Genomic DNA, 13,775 nt, shown 5'->3' on the forward strand with positions numbered 1-13,775 from the left:
GTACAAGCGCCTTCCCTTGAACGCGAAGGCGCTGCGCACGAGCCTCGACGCCGCCGTGGCGTTGGACGAACAGGAAGTCGCTCGTTTTTTGCGGATAGTGATGATGGCAGGCGGGTTCGCGCCTGGCTCTGAGTTCATTCGCGCCAAATTCCTGCAAGACTGCCGCAATATTGTTACGAAGGCCTACGGGGCCTTGGAGAGGGTCGAGGGCCAGGTTAAGAATTTTGAGAAGTTTCTCGACGTCCCTCAGAAGCTGAGCGGAGACTTCCACGACTGGAGCGCTCATGCGCAGGACTTGAAGGCCATCATCGACCCGATCCCGCAGTACGGTCACATTCCGAATTGGCACGGGCCGGCCAGCCAGGAATACCTCAAGATGACGCAGGTGCAGGTGGAGGCGTGTAAGGAACTGTTCCCGCGGGCAAAGGAAGTGTGTCAGGCGCTCCACTTCGCCGAGAGTATTAACTACGGCGTGTTGTCGGGCGCGAACTCGAACATCGAGACCGCGCTGGGGCGCATGCGGCAACGCAATGGTGTCACCGAAGGGCGCTTCTACGTGAATACAGGGCGCTGCGGCGCGGTGCTCGCTCAGCTGGCAACCCTGCTGGGGCATGTGCTCAAGCTGGCTGATGTTTCTGCGGCTAACCTGCAACGACAGTTGGAGGAAATCGAATCCTCGGCGAGAGTGTTGCACTCCGGCTGGCCCAGCGGCTCTTCGCAGCACGGGCAGGAGGGCGTCCCGGCGCCGGAGATTGACATGGGTGCGCCGATGGCCCCTCAAACGGAAGGGGCCTAGATTCATCCTGATGGTCTAGGCAGAGGGTAGCTAGGGGTCGACCTTCACACGCACGGTGGGGATGCCTGACAAGGTGGCCCCACCGTCGGTGTTTGTCTCGGAGATGCCAGAGGTGCGGCGCTCCAACCCGTCGAAGTGATCCCCTTCGCTGGAATACTGAACGACGTGTCCGAAGATTTGTTTGACGACGAATACGACCCGCTCGCTCCACCTCCTAGCGGGGAATCTGATGTGCCGTTGGAGGAGGAGCTCGGCACCGGAGGTTTCGCTGGTGGCGGCGTCGTCAAACTGTGGTTCGAGCAAGGGCGGTTGAAGACGGTGCGAGTCTTCCCGACCTGGTTCGACAAGCTGGAGCCCGGCCAAACACTGGCGCAGGCCTTCGAAGAGGCCTTCTTGCTGTCCTCGGCTGCGCTCGTCGAGGAGGAAGACGCGAAGCTCGACACCTCGGGGCTCACGCTGCATCTTCCCCCGCTGAGTGCCGCCGCCGTCGACGCGTACGCGGCCATGCTGCACGATCACTCCGCGGCGTGGCAACGCGCCATCGATGAGGCCGCGCACCTCCCGGAAGACCCGCCCGAAGCGACGGGGGAGTACACCGGGGCGGTGGTAATGCTGAACCGCGCGGGGCATCCGGCGCGGGTGCAGTTCGACGAGGAATGGCTCGAAGAGGTGCAGGTCGGATCGATTTGCAGCGCCGTGTACGGGGCCACGATGAAGGCGTACCAGGCGTTCGTCCCCACCACGAACCACAAGCAACGCGAACTCGACCGCTTTCGCCTCGAACATGAGGTGCTGATGGCCGGGTTCCGACGGTTACTCAGCCCACAACGTGAGGAGCAAGCGTGAGCGAACTGAGCGAAATCTGGAGGGAACTCGCCCGGCGCGCGTTAGAGTCGAAGTTCAGCGGAGTCGCAGCCGAAAGCGACGACCTGCTCGGCTCTGCCGAGCTGCGCGAAGGGCTGCTGACCCCCAACGCGGGGGGCGGCCCCGGCGCGATGGGCGGCGGCCCCGGCATGATGCCCCCGATGATGATGGGCGGCATGGGCGGCCGGGGTGGCGGGAACGGCTCCGGTGGTGGAGGCGGCGGTCTTGGGGGATCGACGGGCCCCGCACCGGCTGGCGGTGCGCCGTCGAACTACGCGCCCCGACAAGCGGGAACGCTCACCTCGGCGAAGGAAATCAAGCCCGAGAACGCCGGCGAGGGGATGCCCGGCGGCGGGGTGCCGGGCGGCGGGATGCCTGCTGGTGGCGGGCCCATGGCCGCCGGCGACGACGCCCTGCCGGAGGGCGGGGATAGCGTCGGAGATGAGGCGGCCGAGCACACCGAGCCCGAACGCACACGCGAAGCGAACGCCCCCACCGGGGAGGGTGACGAGGTCAACCGCGACGGGTTCACCGTCGAGCAGGGAAAGATGGCGCAGGTGGCCGAGCTGTGGGCGCAGGTGGCGGACTCCTACGGGCACGCGTCGTCGCGCATGCCGGCACCTGTGAGCCTCGGGTTTGCGGAGAAGGCCAGGGTGTCCACCGACGGGCTCGCGTCGGCCGCTCAGCGTTGGGGGCACGAGGCGGCGCGCGAATTCCTCTCCATCAGCCACTCGATGGTGAGCTCGGTGCGTGCCTACGAGGAGTCCGAGGACGTCGCCGTTGCTACGGCCGGGAAGCAGGAAGGCTGATATGACTGCAGTGCAACTCTCCAGAGCCGTCGCGACGAGAACCGGCGTCGGGTGCCCGTCGGCAGGTGCCCCCGACGCCACACAAGAAGCGGAAACTGAGACCATGCAGCAGGCCGTGGAGCGGTACGCTGAAGGGCTCGAGGAGACGCTCGACGGCTACATGCAGCGGCTGAGCGTGGGCGAGGCGTCGCTGCAGACCCGCGAGTACCGGCAGATGATGGGCGTCGTCGAGCAGCTCGAAGCGGCGCTCGAGGAGGCTTTGGCCGCCGACGCCCGCGACTTTGACGATTTCTTTACGGTGCTGCAGGCGTTGATGGGAGACATGCGCTCGTTCCTGCCCGAGCAGCGGCTCTTCACGCAACTCTCCGACGAGGTTAGGCAGCGCGCTCGGAGCACGATGGCCGAGGTGCGCCGTCGCATCGAGGAAGAAGTCACCATCCACCTGAATGTGCCTGAGGAAGTGGGGGAGACGGCGCAGGCGTGGTCGGAGACCGCCGACGTGGTGGAGCGGGTAGCGCCCACGTTGCCCACGCTCACGCGCGTGGAGGGGTGGAGCGGCCCGGCGGCCATGACCTACCGCGAGATGGCCGACGTGCAGGTGGCGGCGAACGAGGAGTACCAGCATCTGCCGCGCGCCATGGCGGACGCGTACGACGTGATCAGCACACTGAACCGGGCGGTGCTCATCGCCGTGCATGACGTGCTGCGCACCACGCTGCAGCAGGCCACCTCCACGCAGCCGGGCTTCCCAGGGCAGTTGTTCCGCCGGGTGCAGCAATTCGAGCGCGCCATCGAACGCTGCAACACCGAGTTGCTGCCCGATGCGCTCGATATCTCCGCCGAGGGCACCGACCACGTCGCCGGATTCGTCGACGATATCCGCTCCCTCACAGCCGTGCTTGGTGAGCAGTGGCCGTCGGGAACGAGCAAAGCCGGGCTGCAGCCTGGGGACACGGCGAGGAAGCTCGTCGGCTGGCTCTCCTCCGACGTGGCCCCCGCAGCCCGCGAAGCCGAGGCGAGCGGCGGCGAGGCGCCCGAACCGGGCTCCGGCGGTGCTGACGAGAGAGGTGGGGCACAGGCGGGCCAGGCGCAACAGCAAGCCCCCAGCTCAAATCGCCGCGAGATGCTCTCCGACGTGCCCCACCACGGCAGTTTCAACACCACCTGGGACCGCCCTCGCTTCTGATTCCGCTCGCCTCTCAGCTCCGGGAGGCAGACGCAATCGAACTGCAAAACTCGACACTAGCTGCACGCCTCATGCGCGATTCAGCGTGGAGCGACGCAGCTAGTGTCGAGTTTTGCAGTTCTTCGTCGGAAGAGTAGGTCAGGAGACCAACGCGAAGGCCCCCCAGGTCAGCAAGAATCCGGTCAGTCCGAAGACTGTGGACAGTACCGTCCAGGTCTTCAACCCATCCTTCACGCTGAGTCCCATGTATTTCGTGACGATCCAGAACCCGGAGTCGTTGATGTGCGACAGACCGAGACCGCCGAAGCAGATGGCGAGCGTGACCAAGGTCATCTGCAGGTTGGAGTATCCGGCATCTGCGATGGGCTGAGCCAGGAGCCCGGCAGCGGTCAGGATTGCAACTGTGGCCGAGCCTTGCGATGCACGCAGGGCCAGTGAGATGAGGAACCCAGCCAGAATGATGGGCATGTGGATGCTGATGAGTACGTCGGAGAAGGCCTTCCCGATGCCCGAAGTCACCAGCACATTGGCGAACACTCCACCAGCGCCGGTGACAAAGACGATCACAGCGACGTCCGGCAAAGCCGAATCGAGAACACTTCCGCGCTTCTCGAGTGACCAACCTTGCTGATGCCCCACGACGAGATACGCCACGAGCACAGCAGTGAGCAGTGCTAGGGGTGAGGCTCCCACCATGGAAACTAGCCGATGGGCGAAGGTGTCCCCCTCGAGCGTCATCGAGCCGACCGTTCCCACCATGATCTGGATGATGGGCAACAAGATCAACGCCACCACCACCCCAGCACTGAGTGGCGTTCGTCCTGTGTCGTCAGTACGAACGGAAACGGTTGCTGGAGATTCCAGAAGGGTGACTTTCTGGGGGTCCACTCGTTTCGAGGCGGAGTAGCCGACGACGACCGTCGTCGCTGTGATGGGAAGGCCAATCAGCAACAAGAGGCCAGGGTCTGCACCCGTGATGCCAGCAGCTGCTACGGGTCCAGGGTGTGGGGGCAACGCGACATGAACGGTGAGCATCGCACCAGCAACGGGTAGGCCGATACGTACGGGATTGATCTTCGCCATGCGGGCGAAACCAAACACGATAGGTGCAAGAATAATGAATCCAACATCGAAGAAGACGGGGATTCCCAAAACGAAAGCGGCGGCAGTCACAGCAGCCACAACACGTTTTGTTCCCAGCGCCGCGGAAAAGCGCTGCGCCAAAGCGTCGGCGCCGCCAGCAGCTTCAATGAGGCGCCCCAACATCGCGCCCAACCCGACGACGATCATCACCGACGATAGAGTCTTACCCATGCCTTCCGTCATCGTCGGGATGACGTTTGCGATGGGGATACCCGCCGCGATCGCCGTACCGAACGATACGAGCAGCATTGCGACAAACGCCGACATCCTGACCCGAATAACGAGGAGAAGCAGTAGCGCAATCGCGCCGATCGCGATTCCGAGTAGAGCAGGAGCAGACATGTCAGTCTCGCTGAGGTTTCACAACATTGATGACGCTGGAGTCATCATCTGCCCCACGGCCCTGGGCGAAGGCCTGCAAGTAGAGCTGCTCGGCCGCCGCGGCGACGGGAACCGGCATACCGACGGCTTTGGCTGCCGAGGTGACGATGCCCATGTCCTTTACGAAGATGTCGACGCGTGACTTCACCTCGGGAGTCTCGCCGTCGTACGCCTGAATAGCACGCGGACCACGATCACCGAGCATAAAGGATGCAGCTGCGCCAGACATGAGTGCCTCGAGCGCCTTATCTTGATCAAGGCCGAGCTCGCCAGCGAGGGCTAACGCCTCACCCGCAGCGGCAATGTGCACACCGCACAGAAGCTGGTTGACCGTTTTCATGCACTGACCCTTGCCGGGCGTCTCTCCCACCCAAACGAGGTTGGATGCCATGGCTTCCAGCACGGGTAGGCAGCGTTCGTACACGTCGGGAGTAGCTCCGACAGTCACGAGGAGTTCTCCCCTGCTAGCCCGCAGCGGACCGCCTGAGACAGGCGCATCGGCGAGGCCGATACCGTCGCGGCCAAGCCGATCAGCGACACTTTCCACTGCCGTGATCCCTACGGTGGAGGTGAGGATGATCGATGCACCCGCCTTCAGAACAGCGCAGATACCGTCGGTGCCGTAGAGCAGATCCTCGAGTTGGGCTTGGTTGCGTACCGCGACGAGCACGACGTCAGCACCGTCAGCGGCTTCGCGTGCAGAGGGATGACAATCGATATCGGCCTGCTGTGCCAACGCCACGCGCGCCTCAGCCACGTCGAATGCGATGACGGAGAACGATTGCGAAAGCCAGGTGGCCATGGGTAGTCCCATGGCTCCAAGTCCGAGAACAGCGATGTTCATGGTTGGTTCCTTTCGGGTGTTGTTTAGGCTTCAGAAAGTTTGTCGACGACGTCCGCGAGTGACTCAACACCGCCCACGTTGCCGGCGAAGACGACATAGGGGATTCCTGCGGCTGGCCCATCTTGGCCGGACCACAGCGAGACGATGCCGGGCAGCATGGGACCGACCACCTGTGCGCGTCGAAATCCCAGCCCGTGAGTGGCGACGTCTGATGATGTGATGCCACCCTTTGCGATCACGAACCTCGGCGCGAGTTCAGCCAGGATTCGTTGCACCACTTCGACGACCGCTGCTGATACTCGCCGGGAGATATCGAGGGATTGGTCGCCGTCTATGCCCGTCACGAGAGTTCGCGACGTGCGCACCACGACGTTGCCTTGCTTCAGCTGGTTGACGGCATCGGACGCTAACGAGGCGACGTGGGCGTCTCGTTGATCCGGGTCGATGACCTTCCGCACGTCGAGTTCCAGTTCCACGGGATGATTGCGCTCACGCAGGTGGTCTAGCTGACGTGTGGTGAGGTCGACGTGGCTGCCCACCACGATGAGCCCACCGGCTGCCACCTCCCGCTCGCCACGCGATGCGCGTACTTCGTCGAGGGGGACTGGGGAGGGGACTGCCTGCCCGATGCGGCTACGAACAAACGGGGGCCCGACGCGGTACACGAAGCAAGATCCAGCGCTCTCAGCCTCGATGAGCGCGAGCGCCAGCAGTCGCAGGTCGGTCTCTTCCACGATGTCGACGACGATCGGCTGCCTATTCTCGGCCTTGCGCAGGATCGCCACGACATCCTTGTGATTGGTACGCAGCGTTGCCAGATCCACGAGGAGAACATCACGAGAGGCGACCTGCCCGCCTGTCTTCTCTTGCACCCAATCGGGGAGAGAAGAAGCGGAATAGGAGAACGTGGCATCTTGTGCGAACTGAGTTTCCCCGACTGGAAGGTACCCCTCTTCTGCTGACCCTGCATAGTGGATGCCATCGATGGTGATACGCCCAGCGTCTCCGAAAGCAGGGACGATGACGATGCCGTCTACGCGTCTGCCTGCTTGTTCCAACTCATCTGAGATGGTGGCGGGTTCGAGGGGGAAGTGCCCGCGCAGCGTGGAGTCCGAGCGGGAAATGAACGCGATGGGAATATCGTCGCCAGCAGCCTGAGTGGCAGCAGCCACCACTTCCCTGTTGACGCGTTGCGCATCTGACGGGCTCAGCGAGCGAGAATTAGTCATCACATAGATGGCAGGCTTCCCCGTGGCGAAAGCCCACCGAAAGTCCTCCACCTCCCAATGCGTGAGCACAGGCAAGCCTGCTACTGACTGGGTGCCCGTGGGGTCGTCGTCGAGCACGACGTAGACGGTGGTGTCATCTGCCTGCAAGCGGGCACGCCTGACGTCCTTCGCGGAAATATCTACCGGACCGGGTTTCCCGGCCACGAGCTCGGCAAGGGTCAAAGCCATAGTCACTCCTTTGTGGTCAGACCTCAGAGGTCTTGAGTTCGAGGTTAGCTGCTGGCGCTCGGCTGCGCAAGAGATTCTCAAGAACTCGAAGGTCGTGCTGCGTCTAGAAGTTGTGTCGGTCAGCCCTGATCTGCAAAGCGAGCCAGGTCCTCGGCCGTTTGAGTCATATGCGCCCGCATTGCTTCCTTGGCACGGGTGGCATCACCGTCGGAAATGGCTGTCAGGATAGCTCGGTGGTGTGTTCGAGCGCGCTCGCGCACGTCGCTTTGCTCCGACGTGATGCGTCGAGACCGACGAGCGGCATGATCGAGTGCTGACATCACCGGTGCGAGTAGAGGATTTCCAGAAGCGACGAGGATCTGGCGGTGGAAATCAAGGTCGCTTTGCACGATGGTGTCGATGTCGCCTGCCCGCGCTGCGTCGTCGTATTCATCAAGGCAGCGCGCCAATCGATCGAGATCATCATCACTGCGCTGGACTGCTGCCAGCCCAGCGGCGCCTACTTCGATCATCCTACGCAGCTGTGTGAGTTGCTCGCCGAGCTGGCGTGGTGGGGTAGTGCGGGCAAGGACATCGATGATGGTTGGTAGATCCGACCACGATGCCATCTCAGCTACGTAGGTGCCCCTACCGTGCACGACACGCAGCACACCTCGCTCTCCGAGTGCGCGGACCGCCTCTCGCATCGTGGGTCGAGACACTGTGAGGATCGCTGCCAATTCTGTTTCAGGAGGGAGCGCGCTTCCCGGAGCCCAGGTGCCGTCGACAATTCGGTCGAGGATAGCGTCCACGGCTTCGTCGGCTAACCGTGCTCTGGCCATGTGCACCTCCCACTTCGGTAGCCGATTGTAGGGCAGAGGCAGACCCAATCGAACTGCAAAACTCGCCACTAGTCGCGTCGCTCCTCGCTGAATCACGCATGAGGCGTGCAACTGTTGGCGAGTTTTGCAGTTGCTCTTCGGGAGCCCTGCGACCCCGAGCGCTCAGCGCGGCGGTTGCACGGTGATATCGGCGATCTCACCTTGGAAACCGCCGTCCACAGCCGGCAGCTCCGTGAGGTAGACGAGCACGTAGCGCGTAGTGAGCTTGGAATCGGGCGTGATCGTGCCTTTGCCGGGAGCGATGGCCTGGTTCTTGGCGACCACCTTCCAGTCATCCACCGTCTTCATCGAGGCCTGCTCGCCCTTCGGCGCTCGCAGCTCCACCTTCGTGGGACCAGCGCCGACGAAGGTGATGTCGACGCTCCCCACCTCGTGCGGCGCACCCAGGTCGAGCACCAGCCCGACCCCTGGCTTCAACCCGCCAAACGTCGGGCGGTTGAGGTAGCGCATCGTCGTCCACGAGGTGACAGTATCGCCGTCAACGACGTTGCCCACCTTGTCGGGGAACTCCTCGTCGTTGCCGTTGTCGCCGCTCGGGTCGAAGTCCTTGACCGCAGCGACGGTGATCGCTCCACCCGCACTCGTGGCGTTCGGGTCCGTCGAGACAGCAGCGCTGCTGGTCGCCGTCGAGGTGGCCGCAGGCTGGCTGCTGCCGCGCAGCGCCGCGATGGCTAGCCACACCAACAGCGCGAGCCCCACCAGCATGGCCACCAGCATGAGCGCCGCCCGACGTTTCGTGAGCACGACGGGGGTGCGCTTCGCGCCCGCCTCCGACGGTGCCTCGTCACCTAGGACGGGGGGCGCCGTGAGCGCGCCGGACTGGCTCGGCTCACCCTGGGCCGGGCGAATCATGTCGGTTGATTCCGCCCGTGCGACATCCTCGCTGGGCACGGCGGCCGATGCGCCCACCACCAGCGGTAGCACTCGCGCCCGGCTGGAGAGCCCCATCTTGGCTTCCAGCTGCTGGCTCGCGTCCTGGTTTGGTAGTGCCCCCACCAGGGCATCCATGGTGCCAATCCGGCCGTCGAACACGCCCTGCCACACTTCGCACAGCGGGTACCCGTCGGCGCGGTCGTCGGTTGATGGCGACCAACGGTTCGTCTGCGTTGCGCGCAGCACCTCTGCGAGCGCCATCACGTCGGCGGCCTCCCGCTGGCTCCACGGCCGCTCCTGGTCGACGCCTTCGAGTACGGAGGCCGTGCCAAAACCGACGATCCGCACCGCCCCGCTTTGCGTGATGAGGATGTGGTCGGGGTCAATGCGTTCGTGGAACAGTCCTTGCACATGCAAGGTGCCGAGCGCATCGGCCACCTCGCGCGCGATGTGCGCGCCCTCCTTCGGCGACATCGGCTCCGCGTTGAGCAGCGAGCTGAGCGTGTTGCCCTCCGCGTACTCGCAGATGGCGTACACGCCGACGCGCGTCTCGTCCTCGCTGCGGGCCACGTCGAGCACGCGCAGGAACCGCGAATCGGTTGCGACGGCGCCTCGTCGCGCGGCGTTGAGGAGGGCCTCGGCGCCGGGGTTGTCTTTGGCCATGACGTGTGCGATGACATCGCGGTCGAGCACCTGGTCGTGGGCGATCCACGTCTCAGACCGTCTGCGCTGCACCTGGCACTCCAGCAGCGCGTACCGCATCCCCAGCACATCGCCGGTGCGCCCAATCGGGTTGACTGCCAGCCGCGGCTCCGTGTCCGACGTGCCACCCGCCGGCTTATCGGTGGCTGACTCCGCAGCTTCCAATTGGGACGCCTCGCCGATATCCGCGGACTGGGCCGCGCTCATCTGCCTACCCGGCGTCGGGGCCACGCGCTCGGAGGCCACATGGTCAGGCGCCTCAGCGTTCTCGTCTTCCACGGCGCGCGCAGGCTGCGTGAAGTGCAGGTTCGTCAGCGTCATCTCGACGAGGCCCTGATCGTCGACTCCCAACTCCGCGGCCGCCGTGGTGGCTGCCGCGCGGGCGGGCATGGTCACGTCGGGTGATGCCTCGGGTTTCGTCGCGGTGCCCCCGCCGCGCCTGCGCTGCAGCAGCTGCGACAGTCTGCGCAGCTCCCGAATCTTGAGGGCCTTCCCGACGAGCACCGTCGCGGTAAGCACGAACACCGCCCCGACGACGAGGGCGACGAGGTCTGCCCAAAACGGCACCGTGGCAGCCCCTGGGCTGGTGCCGGGCGCAGCCATCCGCCCGCGGAACCAGCGCTGGAAGAGCCAGGCCAGCACCGCGCCGGGCGCGGCGCCCAAGAGCAGGCGGACGATGTGCATCAGCAGCGCGCCACCGTCGAGATCGGGCAGCTTGCCCATGAGCACCCGCCACGAGACGAAGACGCCGAAGAAGTACGCGATCGAGTAGCTGAGCGCCAGCATCGGCGCGACGCGAGCCGGGTTCGCTGCGAGCCACACCAGCAAGACGGCACCCAGCGCGTTCACCGTCGCGATGCCAATTTGCAGCAGGAACGGCGTGCGGGTGTCTTCGAGCGCGTAGTAGGTGCGCAGGCAGAGGAACTGCACGGTGAAGGGGATGAGCCCGATGGCGAACATCGTCAGCGTTTGCCCAACCCAGGCCACGTCTGCCGCGCCCTGGCCGTGGCCGAACAGGATGTTGCCCACCGGCTGCGACATCGACAAGAACATCGCCGTCGCGGGTACCAGGAAGATCAGCGCCAGGCGGGCGGTCTTCGTCATCTCGGCAGCGACGCCGGCGCGGTCACCGTCGGCAGCCAATCGCGACGCGTTGGACAGCATCGCGGTGGCGAGCGATGTCGTCACCAGGGAGTGCGGCAGGATCCACAGCAGGTGCGCGGTTGAGTAGACGTTCACGCCCGCACCCGCACCGCCGGCCGTCGCCGTCGTGGCGAGTCGGTTCACGACGATGAGCGCCAGCTGGTTCACCGCGACGAAGCCAAGCGTCCACTTCGTGAGGGAGAAGGTGTGGCGCAGGCCGGTGCCCTTGAGATCGAAGCGGGGGCGCAGCTTGAAGTCGACCCGCTTGAGGAATGGCAACAGCACGAGGGTCTGCGTCGCGATGCCGAGCGTGGCCCCGATGCCGAGCACCAGAATCTGCGGGGTGGTGAACGCGGCCGACTTATCGCCGTCGTTGCCCCACACGAAGAAGTACGTGCTCAACACGCAGATGGAGATGACATTGTTCGCGATGGGCGCCCACATCATGGGGCCGAACTTGTCGCGCGCATTGAGGATCTGCGAAAGCAGGAAGAAGGCGCCGTAGAAGAAAATCTGCGGCAGCGTGAGGTAGGTGAGCGCCACCATCGACGCGTACTGCTCGGCCAGCCCCGGTTGGCGCCACGCCGCGTCGGAGTACAGCATCGTGATGAGCGGTGCGCACAGCACCGCCACCACGGTGACGGCACCGACGATCAGCATGAAGGCCGTCATGATGCGGTTCGTGAAGGCCTCGCCGCCGTCCTCGTCGTGCTTTATCGCGCGCACAATCTGCGGGACGAGCACGGTGTTCAGCGCGCCGCCGGCGAAAAGAATGTAGAGGGCGTTGGGCACCATCGTCGCAATCGACAAGATGTCAGCCTGGCGGGTGCCGTTACCGAGGATGAACGCGATCAGCACCACCCGGAGCATCCCGAGCGCACGCGAAATCAGCGTGCCGGAGGCCATCACGGCGCTCGCTGAAAGCAGCTTCTTGGTACTACTGACCTGACTCACTGGACTCCTTGGAACGTTCCCGCTGCACCGAGCGAATGCGCCACACGGTGCCAGCCAACACCACTGCACCGGAGATGATGATGATGATCCAGCCGACGCGCCCAAACTCGGTGCTCGTGATTTCGATGTCCGTCGGCGAGGAGGCGGGGGTGCCGCCGACGGTCACGAGCTGTGCGTGCACGGTGGTAACGCCATTCGACGAGGCAGCCGGCTTCACCCGCAGCGTTTGCGATTCGCCGCCGCCGACGCGGATCACGTCGGTAGCCGGCACGGTGATGCGCTGCGGATTGTCTGAAGTGAAGGTGACGCGCACCCACACCGGCACCTGCATCGGATTCGAGATGGTGACGGGAAACTCGCTCGTACGCTCGCCCATGACGAACGACGGCGACGCGGTCAGCGCAAGGCTGTTCGGATCGAAGCGCACCTCGGGCACCGTGGCGAGGTACGCCAGAGCGTCGTCCTCGGTGCTGAACGCCAGGCTGTAGGCAGCCAAGAACGCCAGACGCACGTCGGTGGGCTGGTTGCCGTCGGGCCCGGAGGTGAGCGCGTTACGCATCCCGGCGCGAACCTCCGCGACGTGCAACTCGTGGTCCACGTGCTCCCACGCCCCGCCTGTGGGTGGCAGTGTGCCCTGCGCCTGCGGTGCGGGGAGGTCGTCGAGCACGGCGGGGCGGGCGTCGGACGCGACGTGGAAGTAGCGAACATGCTGGTCGTGGACGCCGTAGGTGATGACGTGGTCGAACCCCTCAGGGACGAGTTGCACGTCGGGGGTCAACACGGCCGACGGCGCCTTTTTCAGCGGTTCCGGTGCGAGCTCGGCGGACCAGCCCGCCACCTTGCTGCGCAGTTCCTTCGGCATGCGTGCGAGGTTCGGGTTGCCGGGAGGTAGCAGCCACAGCCGCCCCTCGGCGAGCAACTCGTCGATGCGCTCCACGAAGGCCGCGGCCTTCTCGCTTGGCTGGGTGTTGCGCGTCGCCATGAACTGCGCGGCGGTGTAGACAGCCGGGTCGAGCGCTGTGGTGACGCCCTCGGTGAATGAGGCTGTCAACGCCTCGGAGAGGTACCCGTTGATCGCGTCCTGCAGCTCAGGAGTCACCGTGCTCGAACCTGGACGGATGCCTGGCGGCGCGGCGATCACATTAAGGTTGAGCACCTCGAACGGCTTCGACGAGTGGGGGAGGAGGATGCGCGTGCGCCCCACCGTTTCGCGGGTGCCTTCGGCCGAGGTCGCGGCCTGGATGTGCACGCCGACGAGGCTCGCGAGATCGCCCTCCGCCGCCCTCAGCGACGCAGCGGGCACGGTGAGCTTGAACGTCGTTCGGGCCCCAGGGGCGAGAGGCTGCCCTTGGGCGAGGGGCTGACCGGGAACGTGGCGCACGCCCACCGGGGCGTCTGCGTCGGCGTCGATGGCGGCGTCGATGAGATCGAAGGAAGTGAGCGCACCGTCGTAGTGCCACAGCTGCGCATCCATCCAAAACAGCGGCTGGCTGCTGATGTTCGTGACGGCGCCCTCCACCGTGACCTGCTGGCTCGGCGCGGCGGGGTCGATGCGCTCCGGAGATACCGACGTCACCGCAACCTGCACGGTGGGTGCGTCGTCGGCGCGTGCCGGGCTGATCCCGACGAGCGCCAGGGCCAGCACCAACAGGACGCAGAGCGTGGATTGGGTGCGGGTCACCGTTCCATCGTAGACGCGAGGTGGTGAAGGACGCGCTCGCACCACCGCTCGCAGCGAACTC

The 13,775-nt window shown here is 65.0% G+C and carries 10 protein-coding genes; 4 read left to right on the top strand and 6 right to left on the bottom strand.

Annotated elements, in window-relative coordinates; all coding sequences use genetic code 11:
• The 4 genes from Q0X61_RS05055 to Q0X61_RS05070 all read left to right on the top strand — a co-directional run.
• A partial coding sequence (locus tag Q0X61_RS05055; RefSeq protein WP_297740983.1) for a hypothetical protein occupies positions 1 to 796 on the top strand: 796 nt, incomplete at its 5' end.
• A gap of 165 nt (positions 797 to 961) precedes the next feature.
• Positions 962 to 1,642, top strand: coding sequence for a hypothetical protein (locus tag Q0X61_RS05060; RefSeq protein WP_297740985.1), 681 nt, complete (start codon positions 962 to 964; stop codon positions 1,640 to 1,642).
• Positions 1,639 to 2,469 (top strand): hypothetical protein, encoded by an 831-nt coding sequence (locus tag Q0X61_RS05065; RefSeq protein WP_297740987.1) that lies wholly within the window; start codon positions 1,639 to 1,641, stop codon positions 2,467 to 2,469. Before Q0X61_RS05060 ends, Q0X61_RS05065 begins: the two co-directional genes overlap by 4 nt.
• 1 nt (position 2,470) lies before the next feature.
• Positions 2,471 to 3,655, top strand: coding sequence for a hypothetical protein (locus Q0X61_RS05070; RefSeq protein WP_297740989.1), 1,185 nt, complete (start codon positions 2,471 to 2,473; stop codon positions 3,653 to 3,655).
• Between the two features lie 138 nt (positions 3,656 to 3,793).
• Here the strand turns inward: Q0X61_RS05070 and Q0X61_RS05075 are convergent, their stop codons facing one another.
• The 6 genes from Q0X61_RS05075 to Q0X61_RS05100 form a co-directional block, all read right to left on the bottom strand.
• Complete coding sequence (locus tag Q0X61_RS05075) at positions 3,794 to 5,140, bottom strand: GntP family transporter (RefSeq protein WP_297740990.1); 1,347 nt, start codon at positions 5,138 to 5,140, stop codon at positions 3,794 to 3,796.
• Between the two features lies 1 nt (position 5,141).
• Entirely contained in the window at positions 5,142 to 6,023 is an 882-nt protein-coding gene (locus Q0X61_RS05080) for an NAD(P)-dependent oxidoreductase (protein ID WP_297740992.1), read from the bottom strand.
• Between the two features lie 23 nt (positions 6,024 to 6,046).
• A complete protein-coding gene (locus Q0X61_RS05085) occupies positions 6,047 to 7,480 on the bottom strand; it encodes a four-carbon acid sugar kinase family protein (protein WP_297740994.1) in 1,434 nt (477 codons plus the stop codon).
• Between the two features lie 119 nt (positions 7,481 to 7,599).
• Positions 7,600 to 8,301, bottom strand: coding sequence for a FadR/GntR family transcriptional regulator (locus tag Q0X61_RS05090; RefSeq protein ID WP_297740996.1), 702 nt, complete (start codon positions 8,299 to 8,301; stop codon positions 7,600 to 7,602).
• A 162-nt stretch (positions 8,302 to 8,463) separates the two neighbouring features.
• The gene (murJ, locus tag Q0X61_RS05095) at positions 8,464 to 12,033 is read right to left on the bottom strand and encodes a murein biosynthesis integral membrane protein MurJ (protein ID WP_297740998.1); all 3,570 of its coding nucleotides are present in this window, start codon (positions 12,031 to 12,033) and stop codon (positions 8,464 to 8,466) included.
• Complete coding sequence (locus Q0X61_RS05100) at positions 12,017 to 13,714, bottom strand: DUF6049 family protein (protein ID WP_297741000.1); 1,698 nt, start codon at positions 13,712 to 13,714, stop codon at positions 12,017 to 12,019. The genes murJ and Q0X61_RS05100 overlap by 17 nt, the downstream gene beginning before the upstream one ends.
• Positions 13,715 to 13,775 lie beyond the last annotated feature (61 nt).

The organism is uncultured Tessaracoccus sp. (assembly GCF_947255005.1).
Lineage (GTDB): Bacteria > Actinomycetota > Actinomycetes > Propionibacteriales > Propionibacteriaceae > Arachnia.

What these genes read in the sequence shown, in the direction of transcription:
- Q0X61_RS05090 (WP_297740996.1), bottom strand. Translation starts at nt 8,301, where the DNA reads ATGGCCAGAGCACGGTTAGCCGACGAAGCCGTGGACGCTATCCTCGAC.
- Q0X61_RS05085 (WP_297740994.1), bottom strand. Translation starts at nt 7,480, where the DNA reads ATGGCTTTGACCCTTGCCGAGCTCGTGGCCGGGAAACCCGGTCCGGTA.
- Q0X61_RS05075 (WP_297740990.1), bottom strand. Translation starts at nt 5,140, where the DNA reads ATGTCTGCTCCTGCTCTACTCGGAATCGCGATCGGCGCGATTGCGCTA.
- Q0X61_RS05080 (WP_297740992.1), bottom strand. Translation starts at nt 6,023, where the DNA reads ATGAACATCGCTGTTCTCGGACTTGGAGCCATGGGACTACCCATGGCC.
- Q0X61_RS05070 (WP_297740989.1), top strand. Translation starts at nt 2,471, where the DNA reads ATGACTGCAGTGCAACTCTCCAGAGCCGTCGCGACGAGAACCGGCGTC.